This is a genomic window from Pseudomonas sp. AC169, assembly GCF_979258515.1.
This window is the reverse complement of record NZ_OZ409866.1, coordinates 4,676,502-4,698,640: the sequence shown is the minus strand read 5'-3', so window position 1 is coordinate 4,698,640 and position 22,139 is coordinate 4,676,502. Positions and strand designations below refer to the sequence as shown.

The following is a 22,139-nucleotide window of genomic DNA, read 5'->3' as shown; positions in this document are numbered from 1 at the left end:
TAATGGTCAAACCACCGAAGCGAGTGGGCGGGGTTACTGCGCCCGATTTACATCCAAATACCGGGAACACCTCCCTCAGAGTTCCAGGCGAAAGCCGCGCAAGCGCAGAACTCTCCGCAGATCTGCCAGGCGTTTCCGAGCGCCAGGCGTCGGTGCAGGTCAACGAGATTCCTGCCACTCACTCACGGATCGAGGCCGCGCTGCGATCCATCACCTGGCCTGCCGATCAAGTACATCTGCTAAAACGCCTGGATCCCGACAGCGGACTGTTCACCAGTCCGGACGGCAAGTTGTACGCTCATGTAGAAAATGAAGGACATCTACTGATCGAGATCCATCAAGATGGCCGCTACCAGATTCCCTTCAACTTCGCCCCGCACTTGCCGGGCCCCTTCCTGATCAAGACAGAGCGCCAGCCTGTGTGGACGTTCGAGAGACCGAACTGGCTGACGCACCCTTCGGAGGGCGACAGTCCTGATGGCACCGCTGAGAGCGCCTCTGCAGAACATCCGATCTATCTGGCTAGCGACGCCGCAGCCTTGCTCTCCCCCCGCCTGCAGACACCGGACGGCATCCGCTACGACAAGCACCGCAAAACCTATGTCGATACCGCAGAAGGAACCGTCATGGTGCGTAAAAACGCCGACGGTGAGTATCAGCAAACCTTCGCGGCCGCACGCGAGGCATCGGCGTTATTGTTCGAACAGATTCCCCGGACGCGATTATGGCGCCGCAAAACCGAGCCAACCGATGCTGTATCGGAGCGGTCGCAACAGGAAAAACGCAAAGCCTCAACCGATACGCCACAGCCCATGGCCGGCCCAAGCAAGCGAGTTCATCAGGAAGAAGGGACGGATGTCACTCAAGCGCTGACCCAGAGCTTGCTGTCCGCCCATTCCGATGCGATCAACTTGAGTTTCGGCCTATGGCGAAACTGGGGGCACAGGGTTCGACCTCAACTGGGCCAGCATATCGAGATAGACGGGCAGTATTACCGGGTGTTGGAACAGGACCTGAGTGCCAAACCACAATTGGTTTATCTGCAACATCCGTTGTTCTCACCTGCTTTGTATGACGCCTTCGAATACATGTTGCGGGATAGCCCGTCGCTGCAGCCGAAATGGGCGGTTTATAAAAATGATCAATGGACAGTACTGGACAGCAGTGTGCCTTTTGAGATGCCGATCACTCAGTACATCTCAAGAACCTTCAAATACTTGTCGGATCGATCAGTCAATTCACTCGCCAGGACCATGTTCAATCAGGCAAACCGATCCGAGATCATCATTGCCCCCGGTTTGGCGTTGATGAATCTGGTGTTTCGTTACTGGGCCAACAGAGCTCAGCGCAGAGCGCCTCGGCGCGAACTGGCTGACCCGTTATTAATGTTGCGCCCACTTTCCGCAACGGAAGAAACCCTGGCGATTCCCTCCTCGCTGGGTGAAGGTTTGATGCGACTCGATTTTGATCCCGGCCGGTTCTCTCGGCACTGGAACGAGTACGCCACAGCGCCAACAGCTGCCAACTTGCGAAGGCTGTTCAGCCAGGTTCTGGAAGATGACGGCTACGTGATGACGCCCTCGACAAGCACGCTTGCCGAGAACGAATTGCTCTTTTACCGGGAGAAAATCGATCACGTATTTGTGCTGAAACTGCCTCCGCTTATTAACGGCAGGCTGCAGCGTTTTCAGCCTGAGCGCTTTGAACGCAGTGAGATCGTGCTGCAAATATCCGGCAGCGAACCGAAGCCACTGTCGGCTTACAGCAAAAGCAAAAAGATCAGCTACCTGCTCGGTGGAACCCAAACAGATGTTCTGGGGCAAACAACGCTGTTCATTTGCAAAGACCAATGAACGAGCAGGACAGCGAGGAAAGAACATGCAACGTACAGAGACACTTTAATGACCAAACCGACAAAGACCACGGTTCGCCCTGCGTCGCCCGATACCACGAATATCAATAGATCCGAGGCTGGCAACGGCCTATTGAAAAACACCGTCAGTTCTGAAATTTTAGCGCCCGGTACGAATCGACCGGCCGCCACTGCCACGCCCGATGCTTCGGATAACGGGGTGAATGATGGTCCACGCATTATAGTGAGTCACACCTCGGATCCACTGATGGCGGCAGTCGATGCCAGACTGGCCGAGATATCCCTGCCGGTAATACAAACCCGTCTGCTACGGCCGCACCCATCCCTCGACGGGCTATTCGTGACCCCGGGCGGTCAGACTTACGCGCACCTGGAAGACAACCATCATTATCGGGTTGAACTCAACACCGCCGGTGACTACCAGATTCCCTGGCCCGCAGCGCCAGGCGTGACACCCCCGACCGTGAAAAAAATCGACGGTCAGCCACGCTGGCGCGTCGAGGCACAGTGGTACACGGCGCAGTCCACGCAGAGCAACCTGCCAGCGCACCAACAGTCTGCCGAACCGTCACAAGCGATTATCTTCGTCGACCCGGATCTGGCGACCCTTCTCCCTGCCGCGCACGAATCCCCGGACGCCATCCGCAACGGGCCGCGCGCAAGTACCTATGTCGATATCGCCAACGGAACCATCCTGGTCCGCAGGAATGGCCAAGGCGAATACAAACTGGCGTGTGCGACAACGTTCAATGTGCCGGACATCACGTTCGAACGTATTCCGGGGCAATTCGTCTGGCGCCGAAAGTTGCAACCCATCGCAGATACACAACAAGATCCGCAGCCCGGCAGTTCTCGCGCGTTCACTCAGCCAGAAGAGTCCGGCCCGGGTCCGAGCAAACGCCCTCGACTGCCAGAAGACAGTGATCCTCTTGATCCCGTCGTACTCATGGGCATCAGTGAATTATGGCAAGGCTGGGGCACCACGATGAAACCGCCAGCCGGCGACTCCATCGAGATCGGCGGCAAGCACTTTGCGATAATTGACCAGCCGACCCACGCCGTTGACGGCTTTGCCTTCATCAAGCCTCCACTGTTCTCTGCCCGTCGTTTCGATGCTTTCGAACAGTTGCTGCTGTCCAATCCGGAGTCACAACCCAGGGGCGTGGTGAAATCGGCGGACAGTACGGGGCATGGCAGTGAAACATGGAGAATCGTGGAGAGTCGGCCATTTGAAAAAAGCCTGACTCAATATGTCAGTGATCAGTTTCCATACCTTTCTGATCACTCTGCAAGCAAAGCTGCACGAGAGATGTTCAAGCGGGCCAATCATTCCGACAAAATCACAGGGTCCGGGATCAGTGCATTGTTCGAGACTTTCAAATACTGGGAAAATCGCTCTATTGTCCTGAGCGATAACAAAGTCGTTCGTCAAGACTTGAGCGACCCGCTGATGCTCCTCTCGCCGCTTGCGACCGACCTACAAAGCCACATGCGTATGCCGCTACCGTCCGCTGAAGGTCTGCAAAGAATCGACTTCAATCCGAAACTGCTCTCCGGCCCGCAACATCAAAGGAGTCGTGCAACGCGAACACTTTTCAAAGATCTTCTCAGCGCACACGGCTACTACATTGCCCATGATTTTCGTCCCAGCCTGGGGAATGCGTTGTTGATCAAGCGAGCGGGTGTTGATCATGTTTTCATCATGTTCATGGACAAAATTCAAAATGACACTGTTTACCTCCCTGATCCGATTGCCTGGCTCAAAAAAAGAGTCTTTGTCGACAACATGGACGCCCGTGTCAAAGATGACCTGATGGTGCATTTGCACGCAAACAGGATAATTTTTTTGCTGGGCACCAACGAGCCTCTCCCCAGTCACGAACACAACCTTATCGTCACTCGACACAGCTGAACGACCTGACAATCAAGATTGCCCGCACACACAGCAACGCCCTCCAGCGTTCTCTGCAACGTACGCGAGTAGACCTTCACAAAACGCAGGAATAAAAAAAGCCCGCAGTGTGGGCGGGCGAAAGACCAAAGAAGCTATATGCGCAGTCGCTTCCCGGTGGGGGCAGCTGCTTGGGGGTCAGCTGCCCCGGTACGTGGAATAGCTGTACGGCGAAATCAGCAACGGAACATGGTAGTGATCCTGTTCGGCAGAGATGCCGAAGCGCAGCACAACCACGTCCAGGAATGCCGGTTCCGGCAACTGAACACCACGGGCGCGGTAGTAATCGCCCGCATGAAACTGAACCTGATAAACGCCGGTACGATAATCATCGCCTTGCAGCAGCGGTGCATCGACCCGGCCATCGCTGTTGGTTACCGCACTGGCGACCAATTCCAGTTGCGAACCTTCAACGCGGTACAGCTCGACCTTGATCGAACTGCCCGGGCAACCGTGTGCAGCGTCCAAAACGTGTGTTGTCAAACGTCCCATTGATTCTGCGCGCCTGCCTGCGTGGAGCAGTCAGACTTCGCGCCTCCCGAAGTCAGTTGAAAAGGAGACCGCACCGATTCGGAGCACGAAAAGCTGCGGCGAGCGACTGATTAAGACACTTTTCAAAAAAATTGTACACAATAAAAACGACATTTTTCACATCACCCCCGCCATTCGGGGGTTTCCTCGTGTTCTGCCAGCAACACGCCTATTCATTGAACCTCCTGTCCATTAGCTGACTGGTCAGGCAGGTTTCTTGCAGGCTCACGCCGATAACACTAAAAGATGACAGTCGGTGAAAAATGCGAAAATTCAGGCTTACAAATTGCGAATAAAGTTGTATACAATCAGCCCATCGCTGTGACGCCAGCCTGCCAGGCCGCCACACCCATCTGTCAACGAATAAGAAGGAAGACTGCAGTGAGCGCTGACTACCCACGCGACCTGATCGGTTACGGCAGTAACCCTCCTCACCCACACTGGCCGGGCAATGCCCGCATCGCCCTGTCGTTCGTACTCAATTACGAAGAAGGCGGCGAGCGCAACATTTTGCACGGCGACAAAGAATCCGAAGCCTTCCTGTCTGAAATGGTTGCTGCTCAGCCGCTGCAAGGCGCGCGCAACATGAGCATGGAATCGCTTTACGAGTATGGCAGCCGCGCCGGCGTCTGGCGGATTCTGAAACTGTTCAAGGAATTCGACATTCCGCTGACCATCTTCGCCGTCGCCATGGCCGCTCAGCGCCACCCGGATGTGATCCGTGCGATGGTCGATGCCGGCCACGAGATCTGCAGCCACGGCTACCGCTGGATCGACTACCAGTACATGGACGAAGCGCAGGAACGCGAGCACATGCTCGAAGCGATCCGCGTCCTCACCGAAATCACCGGTGAGCGTCCACTGGGCTGGTACACCGGCCGCACTGGCCCGAACACCCGTCGCCTGGTGATGGAAGAAGGTGGTTTCCTCTACGACTGCGACACCTACGACGACGACCTGCCGTACTGGGAACCGAACAACCCGACCGGCAAGCCGCATCTGGTGATCCCGTACACCCTCGACACCAACGACATGCGCTTCACCCAAGTGCAGGGTTTCAACAAGGGTGACGACTTCTTCGAATACCTCAAAGACGCGTTCGACGTGCTCTACGCCGAAGGCGCTGAAGCACCGAAAATGCTCTCGATCGGTCTGCACTGCCGCCTGATCGGCCGTCCGGGTCGCATCGCCTCGCTCAAACGCTTTATCGAATACGCCAAAAGTCATGAACAGGTGTGGTTCAGCCGTCGCGTCGACATCGCGCGTCACTGGCACGAAACCCAGCCGTACCAAGAGGCCGCGAAATGAGCCGCTTTCAAACCCTGCAACCGTCGACCCTGAGCCGCGACGCTTTCGTCAAAGCCTTTGCCGACATCTATGAACATTCGCCATGGGTGGCCGAGAAGGCCTACGACCTCGGCGCGGACGCTTCGATCGACGAGATCGAAACTCTGCACCAGCGCATGAGCGACATCCTGTTGAGCGCCGATCACGCCAGTCAACTGGCACTGATCAACGCTCACCCGGACCTGGCCGGCAAAGCCGCCGTCCAGGGCCAACTGACCGAAGCCAGCACCAATGAACAGGCTGGCGCCGGTATTCACCAATGCACGGCCGAAGAGTTCCAGCGCTTCACCGAGCTGAACGACGCCTACAAAGCCAAGTTCAAGTTTCCCTTCATCATGGCGGTAAAAGGCAGCAACCGGCATCAGATCCTCGCGGCGTTCGAAACGCGCATTCACAATTCGGAAGACACCGAGTTCAAATGCGCGCTGGCGGAGATCAACAAGATCGCCCTGTTCCGTTTACTGACTCTTTAGCAAGCCTGGCCCGAGCATGTCAGACGCGGAGAATGCCCAGGGCCTCGCAAGCATCCCCAGCCACTTATTCAAAGGCAGACAAGAAGAATGAAAGCTTACGCCGTACCTTTCGAAAAATTCGTCAACCTGGCCGATGCCCGTCTGGGCACCAAAATCATCTCGGTCACCGATGACTGGTTCGCAGACGCCAATCGTCTGTTCCAACCGACCCCGGCCGTATGGAAGGAGGGCGTGTTCGATGACAACGGCAAGTGGATGGACGGCTGGGAATCGCGCCGCAAGCGCTTCGAAGGCTTCGACAGCGCCGTGATCCGTCTGGGCGTACCGGGCTCGATCAAAGGCGTGGACATCGACACTTCATTCTTCACCGGCAACTTCCCGCCATCGGCCTCTCTGGAAGCCTGCTTCCTGGCCTCGGGCGAGCCTGATGAAAACACCCAGTGGACTGAAGTGCTGTCGGCCGTCGAGCTGCAGGGCAACAGCCACCACTACCACGAAATCAGCAACGACCAAGCGTTCAGCCACCTGCGCTTCAACATCTACCCGGACGGCGGCGTTGCCCGCCTGCGCGTGTACGGTATTCCGCATCGCGACTGGTCGGCCGTTGGCGACAACGAGCAAGTCGATCTGGCAGCAGCCCTTAACGGTGGCCGCGCCCTCGCCTGCTCCGACGAACACTTCGGCCGCATGAGCAACATCCTCAACCCGGGCCGTGGCATCAACATGGGCGACGGCTGGGAAACTGCACGTCGTCGCACGCCGGGCAATGACTGGGTCATCGTCGCGCTGGGTCACCCAGGCGAGATCGAGAAGATCGTCGTCGACACCCTGCACTTCAAAGGCAACTACCCGGACACTTGCTCGATCCAGGGCGCGTTCGTGAAAGGTGGTACTGACAGCCAGATCGAAACCCAGTCGCTGTTCTGGCGTGAACTGCTGCCAAGCCAGAAGCTGGAAATGCACGCCGAGCACACCTTCGTCGAGCAGATCAAAGCGCTGGGCCCGATCACCCACATCCGCCTGAACGTGTTCCCGGATGGTGGTGTGAGTCGTCTGCGCGTATTGGGCAAGGTCGCTAAATAACAGCGCAATGATCGTTCCCACGCTCTGCGTGGGAACGCATCACTGGACGCTCTGCGTCCGTTTTGGATGTGACGCGGAGCGTCACGGGCTGCATTCCCACGCGGAGCGTGGGAACGATCACTTAACACAGAATTCGGATAAGAAGAACAGCATGCGCACACTAACGATTGAACCGCTGAGCAAAGAAGCCTTCGCCCCTTTCGGTGACGTGATCGAAACCGACGGCAGCGATCACTTCATGATCAACAACGGTTCGACCATGCGCTTCCATAAACTGGCGACGGTCGAAACCGCTCAGCCTGAGGACAACGCGATCATCAGCATCTTCCGCGCCGACGCGCAGGACATGCCGCTGACCGTTTGCATGCTGGAACGCCATCCGCTGGGCAGCCAGGCTTTCATTCCGCTGCTCGGCAACCCCTTTCTGATCGTGGTCGCGCCCGTTGGCGATGAACCTGTATCAGGCTTGGTCCGCGCCTTCGTCACCAACGGCAGGCAGGGCATTAATTACCATCGCGGCGTTTGGCACCATCCGGTGCTGACGATCGAAAAGCGGGATGACTTCCTGGTGGTTGATCGCAGTGGCACAGGCAATAACTGCGATGAGCATTTTTTCAAAGAGGATGAGCGTTTGATCCTCGCCCCCCACCAATAAGAGAAGGTCTGATCACTCGACAACAAGAGTGACAGGCGAGAGGTAAAGACTGTGGAAGCACATCTGTTGGAATGGCTGAACCTGAGCGTGCGCTGGGTTCACATGATTACTGGCGTGGCCTGGATCGGCGCGTCGTTCTACTTCGTCTGGCTGGAGAACAACCTCAACCGCGTCAACCCGAAAACCGGCCTGGCCGGTGACCTGTGGGCGATCCACGGTGGCGGTATCTATCACCTCGAAAAATACAAACTGGCCCCGCCGGCAATGCCGGACAACCTGCATTGGTTCAAGTGGGAAGCCTACTTCACCTGGATGTCGGGTATCGCGCTGCTGTGCGTGGTGTTCTACTCCAATCCAACGCTCTACCTGCTGGCTCCGGGCAGCACCCTGAGCGGCCCTGAAGGCGTGGCCATCGGTATCGGCTCGCTGTTTATCGGCTGGTTCATCTACTCCTTCCTGTGCGACTCGGCCTTGGGCAAACGCCCTGCTCTGCTCGGCTTCATTCTGTTCGTGCTGATCATCGGCGCGGCGTATGGCTTCAGCAAAGTGTTCAGCGGTCGTGGTGCGTACCTGCACGTTGGCGCGATCATCGGCACCATCATGGTCGGCAACGTGTTCCGCATCATCATGCCGGCGCAGCGTGCACTGGTGGCGGCGATTGCCGAGAACCGCACGCCGGATCCGGCGCTGCCGGCCAAAGGCTTGCTGCGCTCGCGTCACAACAACTACTTCACCCTGCCGGTGCTGTTCATCATGATCAGCAACCACTTCCCGAGCACCTATGGCAGCCAGTACAACTGGTTGATCCTGGCCGGGATCGCAGTGTTGGCCGTGTTGGTGCGTCACTACTTCAACACCCGTCATGACAGCCACAAGTTTGCCTGGACCCTGCCGGTTGCAGCCGTGGGCATGATCACCCTGGCGTACGTCACCGGTCCTGCACCGATGTCGACCGCGCCGGAAGTGGCCAAGGCACCAGCGAAAATCGAGTACCAACCGTTGCCGGAAACGGCATTGGGCGGTGGCGCGAAACCGGCTGAAGCGGCGGCACCTGCTGCACCCGCAGAAGCACCTGCAGCACCGGCACAGGCGTCGAATGCTGGCCCGGGTTTCGACAAAGTGCACACAGTGATCCAGGAACGCTGCGCGGTTTGCCACTCGGCCAAGCCAACCAGTCCGTTGTTCAGCGCGGCGCCTGCCGGTGTGATGTTCGACACCCCAGAGCAGATCCGCCAGAACGCGGCGCGCATCCAGGCGCAAGCCATCACCACGCAGATCATGCCACTGGGCAACATCACTCAGATGACCCAGCAGGAACGTGACCTGATCGGTGCATGGATCGCCCAGGGAGCACAGACCAACTAAGCAACAAAGCTTCGCGAGCAGGCTCGCTCCCACAGAGATCGCGCATTTCCTGTGGGAGCGAGCTTGCTCGCGAATGGCCGCAACGCGGTCGACCTGATGCAAAGAAACAGCTGTGAGCAACCCAACAGCTGTTAATCACAAGAATAAAAAGATCCGAGGTGTTGCATGTCCGAGCTGTCCAAAGCGCGCATCCCCGACGCACCCGCCATTCAGCGATTGCCCCTTTTGCAACTGATCCTGGTCGGTTTGCAACATGTTCTGCTGATGTACGGTGGCGCCATCGCGGTGCCGCTGATCATTGGACAGGCCGCTGGCCTGAGTCGTGAAGAAATTGCCTTCCTGATCAACGCCGACCTGCTGGTCGCCGGTGTCGCCACCATCGTGCAATCCATGGGCATCGGCCCGATGGGCATTCGCATGCCGGTGATGATGGGCGCCAGTTTCGCTGCGGTCGGCAGCATGGTCGCCATGGCTGGCATGCCCGGTATCGGCCTGCAAGGCATCTTCGGCGCGACGATTGCCGCCGGCTTCTTCGGCATGCTCATCGCGCCGTTCATGTCCAAGGTCGTACGCTTCTTCCCGCCTCTGGTGACCGGCACGGTCATCACCTCGATCGGTTTGTCGCTGTTCCCCGTGGCCGTGAATTGGGCCGGTGGCGGTGCTGGCGCTGCACAATTCGGCTCACCGATCTATCTGGCCATCGCCGCATTGGTGTTGGGCACTATTCTGCTGGTCCACCGCTTCATGCGCGGTTTCTGGGTCAACATTTCCGTACTGATCGGCATGTGCTTCGGCTACATCCTGTGCGGCGCGATCGGCATGGTCGACCTGAGCGGCATGGCCAACGCGCCATGGATTCAGTTCGTCACCCCGCTGCATTTCGGCATGCCGAAATTCGAGCTCGCGCCGATCCTATCGATGTGTCTGGTGGTGGTGATCATCTTTGTTGAATCCACCGGGATGTTCCTCGCGCTCGGCAAGATCACCGGCCAGGAAGTCTGCCCACGCATGCTGCGTCGCGGCTTGCTGTGTGATGCCGGCGCCTCGTTCGTGGCGGGTTTCTTCAACACGTTTACCCACTCCTCCTTCGCGCAGAACATCGGTCTGGTGCAGATGACCGGTGTGCGCTGCCGTTCGGTGACCATCGTTGCCGGTGGTTTGCTGATCGTGTTGAGCCTGTTGCCGAAAGCCGCATTCCTCGTCGCCTCGATTCCACCGGCGGTACTGGGCGGCGCAGCGATTGCGATGTTCGGCATGGTTGCCGCAACCGGCATCAAGATCCTCCAGGAAGCCGACATCGGTGACCGTCGCAATCAGCTGCTGGTGGCGGTGAGCATCGGCATGGGCCTGATCCCGGTGGTGCGTCCGGAGTTCTTCGCGCATCTGCCGATGTGGATGAGCCCGATTACCCACAGCGGTATCGCCATGGCCACGCTCAGCGCGCTGACGCTGAACCTGCTGTTCAACATTCTCGGCGGTAAAGAGCGCGCAGCAATCAACGACTGCCACGCGCATTAACAGCATTACCGATTATCCCTGTGGGAGCGAGCTTGCTCGCGAAGAGGCCATGTCAGTCAATATCACTGTTGAATGACACACCGCTTTCGCGAGCAAGCTCGCTCCCACAGGGACTGTGCAACACCCTGCCTCAACAATAAAAACAAGAGGGAGCAACAGATGATTCGCACGCAAACCAACGTTCTGTTGAGTGGCGGCCTGCTGGCCGCGAGTCAGGCCATGGCCGGCGATTTACTGCTGTGGCAGACCAACAGCCTCAGCTATCTGTACGGCAAGAACTTCGCGATCAACCCGTCGATCCAGCAAACGCTGACCTTTGAGCACGCCGACAAGTGGAAGTACGGCGACAACTTCCTGTTCGTCGACAAGATCTTCTACAACGGCAAGGAAGACGCGAACAAAGGTCCCCATGCCTTCTACGGTGAATTCACCCCGCGCTTCTCGTTCGGCAAGATCTTCGACCAGAAGCTCGAGTTCGGCCCGATCAAAGACGTCCTGCTCGCCATGACCTACGAGTACGGCGAAGGCGATAGCGAAGCCTACCTGATCGGCCCCGGCTTCGACCTCAAGGTGCCCGGTTTCAACTACGTCACCCTCAATATCTTCCGCCGCCAGACCGAAGGCCCGCGCCCCGGCGACGGCGTCTGGCAGATCACTCCCGGCTGGTCCTACAGCTTTCCTTTAGGCAATTCCGATGTGCTGATCGACGGCTATCTCGATTGGGTGGTCGACAACGACGAGAACTCGCGCGGCACCTACCACGCCAACTTGCACATCAATCCGCAGATCAAATATGACTTGGGCAAAGCCTTGGGCTGGAGCCACAAGCAACTGTATGTCGGCACCGAATACAGCTATTGGAAAAACAAATACGGCGTCGAAAACACCCACAACTTCGACACCAATCAGAACACCGCCAGCCTGCTGGTAAAGGTGCATTTCTAAGATGGCCCGCAACCGTGCCCCATGCCTGTCGTCGGTGCTCTGTTGCGGGGCACTTGAGACCTGGCCGTTGAGTCAGTATTCTCCGCGGCCTCTTGAATTCGGTCTAAAAAAAAGCCCGGATTTAATTCCTGACCGACGGGCCAACTTATCCCGGCCCCGGCCAGTACCGAGGCATCCCGAAAACACGCTCAATCGACTGTTTTTCAGCAGCCGAGAGGGCGTTTTTTGGCTTTTCGAAAGCCTTGGCCCAGCTCTTGCTATATCGCTTGCCACAAGCAGCAAAGCTGACCGTTTGGATGACTTTTGCAACAACGAAAAAAGGCGCCACACCAGAGCGCCGATCTTAAAAAAATAAACGTGGAACACCTACTTTGGGAGCAACCGAATGAAACGTATGTGCACCAGCCTGATGCTCGCGGGATCGATGTTGGCCGGCGGCCAGGCCATGGCCGAAGGCCTGCTGCAGTGGCAGAACAACAGCCTGACCTATCTGTATGGCAAGGACTTCCAGGTCAACCCGCGCATCCAGCAGACCGTCACTTTCGAACACGCCGACGCGTGGACGTACGGCGACAACTTCTTCTTCCTCGACAAGATCTTCTACAACGGTGGCAAGGACTTCAGCAACGGTCCGAACACTTACTACGGTGAGTTCAGCCCGCGCATCTCGCTGGGCAAGGTGCTCGACCAGAAGATCGAGTTCGGCCCGATCAAAGACGTCCTGGTGGCGATGACTTACGAATTCGGCGAAGGCGATACCGAGTCGTACCTGATCGGTCCAGGCTTTGACCTGGCGATCCCGGGCTTCGACTACTTCCAGTTGAACTTCTACCAGCGCCACACCCAGGGTGCTCGCGCCGGTGACAATGTCTGGCAGATCACTCCGGTGTGGTCCTACACCATCCCGGTCGGCAAGTCGGACATCCTGATCGACGGTTTCATGGACTGGGTCACCGACAACGACTCCAACTCCAAAGGCGATTACCACGCCAACCTGCACTTCAACCCGCAGATCAAATACGACCTGGGCAAGGCGTTGAGCTTCGGCGAGAAGCAGTTGTATGTCGGTGTGGAATACGACTACTGGAAAGACAAGTACGGCATCGACGACACCGGTGCGTTCAAGACCAATCAGAGCACCACGAGCTTCCTGGTGAAGTTCCACTTCTGATCCGGCGGCGTCCGTATGGACGCCATCGCGAGCAAGCTCGCTCCCACAGTGGTTCTATGTTGATTGCAAATTGCGCATTCGACACCGAACCCTGTGGGAGCGAGCTTGCTCGCGAATGGCAGCACCACAAATCTCAGGCCGGGGCCACCGCTGCGGATATCCCGAGAAACCGGCACAGCTCCTCGCGCTTGGCCAACGCATCCCTGCGCCCCAGATCAATCAACTCACTGCAATACCCCGCCTCGAACAGCAGATAACTCAACACCCCTGCCCCACTGGTTTTGGTCGCACCCGGCCCGCGCAAAAACAAACGCAACGCCGCCGGCAATTCCTGGCGATGCCGCGCTGCGATCTCGTCGATCGGCTGACTCGGCGAAATCACCAACACCTCCACCGGCGCCACACCAAATTCGCGCGTCGGTGTGCCGGCGGGCATCAAGTGGCTGAACTGGTTGAGACGCTGCAGCAACTCGATGTCGCTCTCGAGGCTGTCAATAAACGTGCTGTTGAGCATGTGCCCGCCGATCTGCGCCAGCGTCGGCTGTTGCCCCGTGTAGGCACGTTCCAGCGGCTGCTGCGGATCAAACCCGCGCGGGTTGCCGCTGACGCCGACCACCAGCACCCGGCTCGCGCCCAAATGCAGTGCCGGGCTGATCGGTGCCGATTGCCGCACAGCGCCATCACCGAAATATTCATCACCGATTTTCACCGGCGCGAACAGCAACGGAATCGCCGAACTGGCCAGCAGGTGATCTACCGACAGCTGCGTCGGCACACCAATGCGTCGATGGCGCAGCCATGAATCGATCGTGCCGCCGCCCTGATAGAACGTCACCGCTTGCCCCGACTCATAGCCGAACGCAGTCACCGCCACCGCATGCAATTGCTTGCGCGCGATGGATTCGGCGATGCCGGGCATATGCAGTTTTTCATTGAGCAGATCGCGCAGTGGCGAACTGTTGAGCAGCGCCACTGGCAGTTGCCGACCGAGGCCGAGCAAGCTGTGGCTGACAAAGCGGCTGGCCTGACGGATGACCCCGGGCCAGTCACTGCGCAGTACGCGATGGCTGCGAAAGCCCTGCCAGAACAAGGTGAGACGTTCGATGGCGGCGCGAAAATCGCTAGCGCCGCTGGCGAGGCTGACGGCGTTGATCGCCCCGGCCGAGGTGCCGACGATCACCGGAAACGGATTGTCTGCGCCCAACGGCAGCAATTCGGCAATCGCCGCCAGCACCCCCACCTGATACGCCGCCCGAGCCCCGCCGCCGGAAAGAATCAAACCTGTGACCGGTTCAGCTGGGCTCATCGCAACGCTCCATGATGCTTAAAGGGATGGGTCAATCAACCGCGTTTGGCGTACAGCTTCGGCTCGCCCGGTGGCCGGCTCTTGAAGCGCCGATGCGCCCACAGGTATTGCTCGGGGCAGGCGCGCAAAGCGCTTTCGACCCACTGATTGATGCGGATGCAATCGGCTTCTTCGGTTTCACCGGGGAAATCTTCCAGCGGCGGATGAATCACCAAGCGATAACCGCTGCCGTCGGCCAGACGCTCCTGCGTGAACGGCACCACCAGCGCCTTGCCGAGACGGGCGAATTTCGTCGTCGCCGTCACGGTCGCCGCCTGAATGCCAAACAGCGGCACGAAGATGCTCTGCTTGGCGCCGTAGTCCTGATCCGGTGCGTACCAGATCGCGCGACCGGAGCGCAGCAACTTGAGCATGCCACGCACGTCGTCACGCTCCACCGCCAGCGAGTCGAGGTTGTGCCGCTCGCGGCCCTGACGCTGAACATAGTCAAACAACGGATTCTTGTGTTCGCGGTACATGCCGTCGATGGTGTGCTGCTGGCCGAGCAACGCCGCGCCGATTTCCAGCGTGGTGAAATGCGCGGCCATCAGGATCACGCCTTTGCCTTCGCGCTGGGCCTTTTGCAAATGCTCCAGGCCTTCAACGTGGGCCAGCTTGGCAAGACGTTCACGCGACCACCACCAGCTCATGGCCATTTCAAAAAAGGCGATGCCGGTGGAGGCGAAGTTTTCCTTGAGCAGACGTTTGCGCTCGGCGGCGGATTTTTCCGGGAAGCACAGTTCAAGATTGCGCTTGGCAATGCGCCGCCGGTCGCCGGCCACGCGATACATCAACGCGCCCAAAACTCGACCGATGGTCAGCAAGGCCGGATACGGCAGCTGCACGATCAGCCACAAAAGCCCCAGACCGCACCAGAGCGGCCAGAAGCGTGGCGATAAAAATGCTTTTCGAAAACGCGGGCGATCCATTAAAGCTTCCGTAAATACAGTGGCCGCGCATTCTACATCGTTCGACCCGGCTTGCGGCTCGCGGGCGTTCTCGTTATAAGTCTCGGCACTTTTAGTGACAAGCCGTTGTATGCCGACATGAGCCAAACCGAACCGTTAGACCAAGATCCCGTATTCCAGCTCAAGGGCAGCATGCTGGCCATTACTGTGCTGGAACTGGCCCGTAACGACCTCGAAAGCCTCGATCGGCAATTGGCCGCCAAAGTCGCCCAGGCGCCGAACTTCTTCAGTAACGCGCCGCTGGTTCTGGCGCTGGACAAACTGCCGCCGAGCGAAGGCGCCGTCGATCTGCCGGGCCTGATGCGCGTCTGCCGTCAACATGGCCTGCGCACCCTGGCGATTCGCGCCAGCCGCATCGAAGACATCGCCGCCGCCATCGCCATCGACATTCCGGTATTACCGCCGTCGGGCGCCCGTGAGCGACCGCTGGAAACAGCCGAAGCCGAAGTCAAAAAGAAGCCGGAAAAACCGCCTGAACCAACGGTCAAACCGACCCGCGTCATCACCACGCCAGTACGTGGTGGCCAACAGATATATGCCCAAGGTGGCGATCTGGTCGTGGTGTCTTCGGTCAGTCCGGGGGCGGAACTTCTCGCCGATGGCAACATCCATGTATACGGCCCGATGCGTGGCCGTGCGCTGGCCGGCGTGAAGGGTGATACCAAGGCACGGATTTTCTGTCAGCAATTGAGCGCTGAACTGATCTCCATCGCCGGTCATTACAAGGTCTCCGAAGATTTGCGCCGCGACCCAATGTGGGGCTCGGGCGTACAGGTCAGCCTGTCGGGCGACGTGTTGAACATCATTCGGCTTTAACGGATACTGCCGCATTTTCCAAGCATCTCTAAAACGTAGCGAAAACGGCTCAAACGAAGTAGGAAAAAGGCTCAACGCCGAATTCCAGCCAAGGCTGTCCGACTGCAGTAGTTTTCAAGAGATGTTTTTCAGGGGCTAAAAAGTCCTTCTTCCTTAGGGGTGAAACACCTTGGCCAAGATTCTCGTGGTTACATCCGGCAAGGGTGGTGTGGGTAAGACCACCACCAGCGCCGCTATCGGTACCGGCCTCGCTCTGCGCGGCCACAAAACAGTGATCGTCGACTTCGACGTGGGCTTGCGTAACCTCGACCTGATCATGGGTTGCGAGCGCCGCGTGGTGTATGACTTCGTCAACGTGGTCAACGGCGAAGCCAACCTGCAACAGGCCCTGATCAAAGACAAGCGTCTGGAAAACCTCTACGTACTGGCCGCCAGTCAGACCCGCGACAAAGACGCGCTGACTGTCGAAGGCGTGGAAAAAGTCCTGATGGAGCTCAAGGAACAATTCGAGTTCGTCGTCTGCGACTCCCCGGCCGGCATCGAAAAAGGTGCGCACCTGGCCATGTACTTCGCTGATGAAGCGATCGTCGTGACCAACCCGGAAGTGTCCTCGGTACGAGATTCGGACCGCATGCTCGGCCTGCTGGCGAGCAAATCGCGTCGCGCCGAACGTGGCGAAGACCCGATCAAGGAACACCTGCTGATCACTCGTTACCACCCGGAGCGTGTTGAAAAGGGCGAGATGCTGGGCGTTGAAGACGTCAAGGAAATCCTCTCGGTAACGCTGCTTGGCGTGATCCCGGAATCCCAGGCGGTGCTCAAGGCATCCAACCAGGGCGTCCCGGTGATTCTCGACGACCAAAGCGATGCCGGTCAGGCTTACAGCGATACCGTCGACCGTTTGCTGGGCAAAGAAAAAGCCCACCGTTTCCTCGATGTCGAGAAGAAGGGATTCTTCGAGCGCCTGTTTGGAGGTAGGTAATGAACCTTTTTGACTTCTTTCGTGCCAACAAAAAGCCAAGTACCGCCTCGGTAGCGAAAGAGCGTCTACAGATCATCGTGGCGCATGAGCGCGGCCAGCGCAGCACGCCGGATTACCTGCCAGCCTTGCAGAAGGAACTGGTCGACGTGATCCGCAAGTACGTCAACATCGGCAACGACGACGTACATGTTGCACTGGAAAGCCAGGGCAGTTGCTCGATTCTGGAACTCAACATCACCCTGCCTGATCGCTGAGTCGATTTAGCAGGAACGACGGCGGTTCAGGGCCATTCCTTCAGTGGAATGGCCCTGAACCGCCGTTGGCATTTGTTACGAGGCTGTTTTAATGCCGCTGTCCAACATCCACATCATCCATCAGGACGCCGCCGTACTGGTGGTGAACAAGCCGACCTTGCTGCTCTCGGTGCCCGGTCGCGCCGACGACAACAAGGATTGCCTGATTACCCGCTTGCAGGAAAACGGCTACCCGGAAGCGCGCATCGTCCATCGCCTGGACTGGGAAACCTCCGGCATCATTCTGCTCGCCCGTGACGCCGACACGCATCGCGAACTGTCGCGGCAGTTTCACGACCGCGAAACCGAAAAGGCCTACACCGCGTTGGCCTGGGGTCAGCCGGAACTCGACAGCGGCAGCATCGACTTGCCACTGCGTTACGACCCGCCGACCAAACCGCGCCACGTGGTCGACCACGAATTCGGCAAGCATGCGCTGACCTTCTGGCGTGTGCTGGAGCGCTGCGGCGACTGGTGTCGCGTTGAGCTGACGCCGATCACTGGTCGTTCGCACCAGTTGCGCGTGCACATGCTGTCGATCGGGCATCCGCTGCTCGGTGACGGGCTCTACGCCCACGAGCAGGCGCTGACGGCATGGCCACGCCTGTGTCTGCACGCGAGCATGCTCAGCTTCACTCACCCGCAAACCGGCGAACGCCTGCGCTTCGAGTGCCCCGCGCCGTTCTGACGGACACCACCGAACCCCTGTGGGAGCGAGCTTGCTCGCGAAAGCAATTGATCAGTCGACATTGATGTTGAAGGTGATACCGCTTTCGCGAGCAAGCTCGCTCCCACAGTTTTTTGCATGCATTTCAAGACCGCATGTCATGCCCCAAGCTTCAAGCCGATGCGTTAAACTCCCGCCCATTGCTGTCTGGAGTTTCTTATGCGCGAAGAGTTGAACCAAGGCCTGATCGACTTTCTCAAGGCCTCCCCTACCCCGTTCCACGCCACTGCCAGTCTGGTTCAGCGTCTGGAGGCCGCCGGTTATGTGCGCCTCGACGAGCGTGAGCCATGGAGCACCGAGCCTAACGGCCGCTATTACGTCACCCGTAACGACTCCTCGATCGTCGCGATCAAAATGGGCCGCACTTCGCCACTGCACGGCGGTATCCGTCTGGTCGGCGCGCACACCGACAGCCCGTGCCTGCGGGTCAAGCCGCAACCGGAGCTGCAGCGTCAGGGCTTCTGGCAACTGGGCGTTGAAGTCTACGGCGGCGCATTGCTGGCGCCGTGGTTCGACCGCGATCTGTCGCTGGCCGGCCGCGTAACCTTCCGCCGCGATGGCAAAGTCGAAAGCCAGTTGATCGACTTCAAGGCACCGATCGCGATCATTCCGAACCTGGCGATTCACCTCAACCGTGAAGCCAATCAGGGCTGGGCGATCAACGCGCAGACCGAACTGCCGCCGATCCTCGCGCAATTTGCCGGTGACGAACGTGTTGATTTCCGTGCCGTGCTCACCGATCAGCTGGCCCGCGAACATGGCCTGAACGCCGACGTCGTGCTCGATTACGAGTTGAGTTTCTACGACACGCAAAGTGCTGCGGTCATCGGCCTGAACGGTGACTTCATTGCCGGTGCGCGGCTCGACAACCTGCTGTCGTGCTACGCCGGCCTGCAAGCCTTGCTCACCGCCGAAACCGACGAAACCTGTGTATTGGTGTGCAATGACCACGAAGAAGTCGGCTCCTGCTCGGCCTGCGGTGCCGATGGCCCGATGCTCGAACAGACCTTGCGCCGCCTGCTGCCGGAAGGTGACGAATTCGTCCGCACCATCCAGAAATCCCTGCTGGTCTCGGCCGACAACGCCCACGGCGTGCATCCCAACTACGCAGAAAAGCACGACGCCAACCACGGCCCGAAACTCAATGCCGGCCCGGTGATCAAGGTCAACAGCAACCAGCGCTACGCCACCAACAGCGAAACCGCCGGTTTCTTCCGCCATCTGTGCATGGCCGAAGAAGTGCCGGTGCAAAGTTTCGTGGTGCGCAGCGACATGGGTTGCGGCTCGACCATCGGCCCGATCACCGCCAGCCACCTCGGCGTGCGCACGGTCGACATCGGCCTGCCGACCTTCGCCATGCACTCGATCCGCGAACTGTGCGGCAGCCACGACCTGGCGCATCTGGTCAAAGTGCTCAGCGCGTTCTACGCCTGCCGCGAGTTGCCGTAAAACTTCGCCAGCAGACTGGCTCCCACCCTGGAATGCATTCCAAACTGTGGGAGCGAGCCTGCTCGCGAAAGCGGCAGTCCAGACAACACAAATTTCATCTTTGGGCTGACTCAGTTCTGATACACATCAGCGTGGCTCAGCCAAAACCGACCTAGACTTACATCATTCATTTCGACAAGGCAGTCTCCATGATCTCGATGTCTTCGTTCCACGCCATGCTCATTCCCATCCTGTGCGGAATGCTCCTGCTGGCAATCGGTTTCAACTTCCGTGACAAGAACGCCGGTGTGTTTGCCATGTGGGTTGGCATGCTGATGATCCTCGCCACTGTGGTCTACAAGATCCTCGCCAAACTCAACGAATAAATCCGCGCCCGGCTCGCATTGAATGGGTGGGCCTCGTACACTCCAGCGAATCCGCCCCTTGCGAGGTTGACCGCCTAGTGTTCGCTCGTCTTTTTGCTTTGCCCAGTCTGTTCCTTGTCTGCCTGATGACGCTGCTGCCGCTGGCGCCTGCCCAGGCGGTCGGTTTGCCGGGGCTGCTCAACACCAACAAAGCCCAACCCGAAGCCCAGGAACCGCTCGGCCAGTCCCTCGACGAAGTCATCAAGTCGCTGGAAAACGACAAGCAACGCGCACAGTTGCTGACCGACCTGAAGAAGCTGCGCGACGCTACCAAAAAGGCTCAGGCCAGCCCCGAAGAAGGCGTGCTCGGCCTGATCGGCGGCACCCTGTCCAACTTCGAAAAACAATTCACCGGCGCCGACAGCCCGCTCAACCGCTGGGGCAACGAGTTCGATCTGGCCAAGGACGAACTGAGCGCGATGATGCTGCCGGCCAACGAGTGGCTGCCGATCATCTTCGGCTTCGCCATGATCCTCGCGGTGTGGAGCCTGCTCGCTGCCGCGCTGATCTGGCTCGGCCACCGGGTGCGCATGCGCTTCGGCCTTACCGAGGAACTGCCGCAACACCCCAAGGCCCTCGACATGCTGCGCTTCGCTTTGCGCAAGCTAGGGCCGTGGCTGATCGCGTTGGTGATGACCGTCTACATGAGCTACGCGCTGCCGTCGTCACTGGGCAAAAGCCTGGCGATGGTGTTGGCCTATGCGCTGGTAGTCGGCACCTGCTTCTCGGCGATCTGCGTAATCGCGTTTTCCCTGCTCGATGGCCCGCACCGCCATCGTGCGCTGTACATCCTGCGTCATCAGGCGTTCCGGCCGCTGTGGCTGATCGGCAGTTTCGCTGCGTTCGGTGAAGCGCTGAACGACCCGCGTTTGATCGAAAGCCTGGGCGTGCATCTGGCGCACACCGCCGCGACCGTGGCCAATGTGCTCGCGGCGCTGTCGACCGGTCTGTTCATCCTGCGTTTCCGCCGACCGATCGCGCACCTGATCCGCAATCAGCCGCTGTCGCGACGCCTGACCCGCCGCGCCCTCAGCGACACCATCGAAATCCTCGGCACCTTCTGGTACGTGCCAGCGCTGGTGCTGGTCGGCATCTCGCTGTTCGCCACGTTCGTTTCCGCCGGCGACACCAGCACGGCGTTGCGCCAATCGCTGATCTGCACCGTGCTGCTGGTGATGTGCATGGTGATCAACGGACTCGTTCGCCGTCATTCCCTGAAACCGCAGCGCGGGCCGAAACGTCATGCGCTCTACTCCGAACGCTTGAAAAGTTTCTTCTACACCCTCGCCCATTTGCTGGTCTGGCTGGTCTTCATCGAACTCGGCTTGCGCGTCTGGGGCCAGTCGCTGATCGGTTTCGCCGAGGGCGAAGGGCACGATGTCAGCGTCAAGCTGTTCAGCCTGATCGGCACACTGATTTTCTCCTGGCTGATCTGGATTCTTGCCGACACCGCCGTGCACCACGCCCTCACTCGTTCGCGCAAAGGCCTGGCGAATGCACGTGCACAAACGATGATGCCGCTGATCCGCAACGTGCTGTTCGTGGCGATTTTCATCATCGCGCTGATCGTCGCGCTGGCGAACATGGGCATGAACGTCACACCACTGCTGGCCGGTGCCGGTGTGATCGGTCTGGCCATCGGTTTCGGTGCGCAGTCGCTGGTCGCTGACCTGATCACCGGCCTGTTCATCATCATCGAAGACTCGCTGGCCATCGACGACTACGTCGATGTCGGCGGCCACCTCGGCACCGTCGAAGGCTTGACCATCCGCACCGTGCGCCTGCGCGACATCGACGGCATCGTTCACACCATCCCGTTCAGCGAAATCAAAAGCATCAAGAACTACTCACGGGAGTTCGGCTACGCGATCTTCCGTGTGGCGGTGCCGTACAACATGGAGATCGATGACGCGATCAAACTGATGCGCGAAGTCGGCCAGAAGATGCGTACCGATCCATTGCAGCGGCGCAACATCTGGTCACCACTGGAAATTCAGGGTGTCGAAAGTTTCGAATCCGGCAGTGCGATACTGCGCGCCCGGTTCAAGACCGCGCCGATCAAACAATGGGAAGTTTCCCGCGCCTTCAACCTGTCGCTCAAACGTCATCTCGACGAAGCCGGACTCGATCTGGCAACGCCGCGCATGAGCGTACAAGTGATCACTGCCGGCGGCGGCGAGCCGAAGGAATAGCACTCAGGCGCGCGGTTACAGTCACAGGCAGTGAAGCCCGACAACAATAAT

General features: G+C 58.8%; 20 protein-coding genes. 17 read left to right on the top strand and 3 right to left on the bottom strand.

Translation table 11 applies throughout. The features are described 5' to 3' along the window. Positions 1-2: 2 nt before the first annotated feature. Both ACZZ0G_RS21110 and ACZZ0G_RS21105 read left to right on the top strand, forming a co-directional pair. Positions 3-1,853 (top strand): hypothetical protein, encoded by a 1,851-nt coding sequence (locus ACZZ0G_RS21110; protein WP_463557400.1) that lies wholly within the window; start codon positions 3-5, stop codon positions 1,851-1,853. Between the two features lie 48 nt (positions 1,854-1,901). Next, complete coding sequence (locus ACZZ0G_RS21105) at positions 1,902-3,785, top strand: hypothetical protein (RefSeq protein WP_463557399.1); 1,884 nt, start codon at positions 1,902-1,904, stop codon at positions 3,783-3,785. Positions 3,786-3,962: 177 nt separating this feature from the next. On the opposite strand, the gene uraH is transcribed toward ACZZ0G_RS21105, so the two are convergent. Further along, positions 3,963-4,316, bottom strand: a complete 354-nt coding sequence (gene uraH, locus ACZZ0G_RS21100; protein ID WP_008080901.1) for a hydroxyisourate hydrolase — start codon at positions 4,314-4,316, stop codon at positions 3,963-3,965. Between the two features lie 420 nt (positions 4,317-4,736). Between uraH and puuE the strand changes: the two genes are divergently transcribed. From puuE to ACZZ0G_RS21060, 8 genes are all read left to right on the top strand, one after another. Next, positions 4,737-5,663, top strand: a complete 927-nt coding sequence (puuE, locus tag ACZZ0G_RS21095; protein WP_283437162.1) for an allantoinase PuuE — start codon at positions 4,737-4,739, stop codon at positions 5,661-5,663. Next, positions 5,660-6,175: a 2-oxo-4-hydroxy-4-carboxy-5-ureidoimidazoline decarboxylase gene (uraD, locus tag ACZZ0G_RS21090; RefSeq protein ID WP_108226900.1), complete on the top strand. Its 516-nt coding sequence runs from the start codon at positions 5,660-5,662 to the stop codon at positions 6,173-6,175. The genes puuE and uraD overlap by 4 nt, the downstream gene beginning before the upstream one ends. An 87-nt stretch (positions 6,176-6,262) precedes the next feature. Continuing rightward, a complete protein-coding gene (alc, locus tag ACZZ0G_RS21085; protein ID WP_463557398.1) occupies positions 6,263-7,258 on the top strand; it encodes an allantoicase in 996 nt (331 codons plus the stop codon). Positions 7,259-7,409: 151 nt separating this feature from the next. Continuing rightward, positions 7,410-7,913: an ureidoglycolate lyase gene (locus tag ACZZ0G_RS21080; RefSeq protein ID WP_034151759.1), complete on the top strand. Its 504-nt coding sequence runs from the start codon at positions 7,410-7,412 to the stop codon at positions 7,911-7,913. A 51-nt stretch (positions 7,914-7,964) separates the two neighbouring features. After that, positions 7,965-9,278, top strand: a complete 1,314-nt coding sequence (locus ACZZ0G_RS21075) for a urate hydroxylase PuuD (protein WP_463557397.1) — start codon at positions 7,965-7,967, stop codon at positions 9,276-9,278. A gap of 165 nt (positions 9,279-9,443) precedes the next feature. Beyond that, a complete protein-coding gene (locus ACZZ0G_RS21070) occupies positions 9,444-10,796 on the top strand; it encodes a nucleobase:cation symporter-2 family protein (RefSeq protein WP_463557396.1) in 1,353 nt (450 codons plus the stop codon). Positions 10,797-10,955: 159 nt separating this feature from the next. Beyond that, positions 10,956-11,741, top strand: a complete 786-nt coding sequence (locus ACZZ0G_RS21065; RefSeq protein ID WP_016982869.1) for an outer membrane protein OmpK — start codon at positions 10,956-10,958, stop codon at positions 11,739-11,741. A gap of 385 nt (positions 11,742-12,126) precedes the next feature. After that, entirely contained in the window at positions 12,127-12,912 is a 786-nt protein-coding gene (locus tag ACZZ0G_RS21060) for an outer membrane protein OmpK (RefSeq protein ID WP_397484198.1), read from the top strand. Between the two features lie 133 nt (positions 12,913-13,045). On the opposite strand, the gene ACZZ0G_RS21055 is transcribed toward ACZZ0G_RS21060, so the two are convergent. After that, entirely contained in the window at positions 13,046-14,218 is a 1,173-nt protein-coding gene (locus ACZZ0G_RS21055) for a patatin-like phospholipase family protein (RefSeq protein WP_463557395.1), read from the bottom strand. A 35-nt stretch (positions 14,219-14,253) separates the two neighbouring features. Continuing rightward, entirely contained in the window at positions 14,254-15,186 is a 933-nt protein-coding gene (locus ACZZ0G_RS21050) for a lipid A biosynthesis lauroyl acyltransferase (RefSeq protein WP_095114336.1), read from the bottom strand. 117 nt (positions 15,187-15,303) lie between these two features. Here ACZZ0G_RS21050 and minC point away from each other — a divergent pair, with 117 nt between their 5' ends. From minC to ACZZ0G_RS21015, 7 genes are all read left to right on the top strand, one after another. Continuing rightward, positions 15,304-16,041, top strand: coding sequence for a septum site-determining protein MinC (minC, locus tag ACZZ0G_RS21045; protein WP_095114357.1), 738 nt, complete (start codon positions 15,304-15,306; stop codon positions 16,039-16,041). Between the two features lie 169 nt (positions 16,042-16,210). Next, complete coding sequence (minD, locus tag ACZZ0G_RS21040; RefSeq protein WP_007913953.1) at positions 16,211-17,023, top strand: septum site-determining protein MinD; 813 nt, start codon at positions 16,211-16,213, stop codon at positions 17,021-17,023. After that, positions 17,023-17,277 carry a cell division topological specificity factor MinE gene (minE, locus tag ACZZ0G_RS21035; RefSeq protein WP_003223146.1) on the top strand — a complete coding sequence of 85 codons (255 nt, stop codon included), beginning with the start codon at positions 17,023-17,025 and terminating at the stop codon, positions 17,275-17,277. The genes minD and minE overlap by 1 nt, the downstream gene beginning before the upstream one ends. Before the next feature lie 91 nt (positions 17,278-17,368). Then, positions 17,369-18,004, top strand: a complete 636-nt coding sequence (locus tag ACZZ0G_RS21030) for an RluA family pseudouridine synthase (RefSeq protein WP_463557394.1) — start codon at positions 17,369-17,371, stop codon at positions 18,002-18,004. Between the two features lie 198 nt (positions 18,005-18,202). Beyond that, positions 18,203-19,492, top strand: coding sequence for a M18 family aminopeptidase (locus ACZZ0G_RS21025; RefSeq protein ID WP_463557393.1), 1,290 nt, complete (start codon positions 18,203-18,205; stop codon positions 19,490-19,492). 188 nt (positions 19,493-19,680) lie between these two features. After that, positions 19,681-19,857, top strand: a complete 177-nt coding sequence (locus ACZZ0G_RS21020) for a hypothetical protein (RefSeq protein ID WP_397484201.1) — start codon at positions 19,681-19,683, stop codon at positions 19,855-19,857. Between the two features lie 77 nt (positions 19,858-19,934). Continuing rightward, positions 19,935-22,088 (top strand): mechanosensitive ion channel family protein, encoded by a 2,154-nt coding sequence (locus tag ACZZ0G_RS21015; RefSeq protein WP_463557392.1) that lies wholly within the window; start codon positions 19,935-19,937, stop codon positions 22,086-22,088. The last annotated feature ends 51 nt before the right edge of the window (positions 22,089-22,139 follow it).

Excerpts from the sequence above, each read along its gene's own strand:
- ACZZ0G_RS21110 (WP_463557400.1), top strand. The coding sequence starts at position 3 with ATGGTCAAACCACCGAAGCGAGTGGGCGGGGTTACTGCGCCCGATTTA.
- ACZZ0G_RS21105 (WP_463557399.1), top strand. The coding sequence starts at position 1,902 with ATGACCAAACCGACAAAGACCACGGTTCGCCCTGCGTCGCCCGATACC.
- uraH (WP_008080901.1), bottom strand. The coding sequence starts at position 4,316 with ATGGGACGTTTGACAACACACGTTTTGGACGCTGCACACGGTTGCCCG.
- uraD (WP_108226900.1), top strand. The coding sequence starts at position 5,660 with ATGAGCCGCTTTCAAACCCTGCAACCGTCGACCCTGAGCCGCGACGCT.
- alc (WP_463557398.1), top strand. The coding sequence starts at position 6,263 with ATGAAAGCTTACGCCGTACCTTTCGAAAAATTCGTCAACCTGGCCGAT.
- ACZZ0G_RS21080 (WP_034151759.1), top strand. The coding sequence starts at position 7,410 with ATGCGCACACTAACGATTGAACCGCTGAGCAAAGAAGCCTTCGCCCCT.
- ACZZ0G_RS21070 (WP_463557396.1), top strand. The coding sequence starts at position 9,444 with ATGTCCGAGCTGTCCAAAGCGCGCATCCCCGACGCACCCGCCATTCAG.
- ACZZ0G_RS21065 (WP_016982869.1), top strand. The coding sequence starts at position 10,956 with ATGATTCGCACGCAAACCAACGTTCTGTTGAGTGGCGGCCTGCTGGCC.
- ACZZ0G_RS21060 (WP_397484198.1), top strand. The coding sequence starts at position 12,127 with ATGAAACGTATGTGCACCAGCCTGATGCTCGCGGGATCGATGTTGGCC.
- ACZZ0G_RS21055 (WP_463557395.1), bottom strand. The coding sequence starts at position 14,218 with ATGAGCCCAGCTGAACCGGTCACAGGTTTGATTCTTTCCGGCGGCGGG.
- ACZZ0G_RS21050 (WP_095114336.1), bottom strand. The coding sequence starts at position 15,186 with ATGGATCGCCCGCGTTTTCGAAAAGCATTTTTATCGCCACGCTTCTGG.
- minC (WP_095114357.1), top strand. The coding sequence starts at position 15,304 with ATGAGCCAAACCGAACCGTTAGACCAAGATCCCGTATTCCAGCTCAAG.
- minE (WP_003223146.1), top strand. The coding sequence starts at position 17,023 with ATGAACCTTTTTGACTTCTTTCGTGCCAACAAAAAGCCAAGTACCGCC.
- ACZZ0G_RS21030 (WP_463557394.1), top strand. The coding sequence starts at position 17,369 with ATGCCGCTGTCCAACATCCACATCATCCATCAGGACGCCGCCGTACTG.
- ACZZ0G_RS21025 (WP_463557393.1), top strand. The coding sequence starts at position 18,203 with ATGCGCGAAGAGTTGAACCAAGGCCTGATCGACTTTCTCAAGGCCTCC.
- ACZZ0G_RS21020 (WP_397484201.1), top strand. The coding sequence starts at position 19,681 with ATGATCTCGATGTCTTCGTTCCACGCCATGCTCATTCCCATCCTGTGC.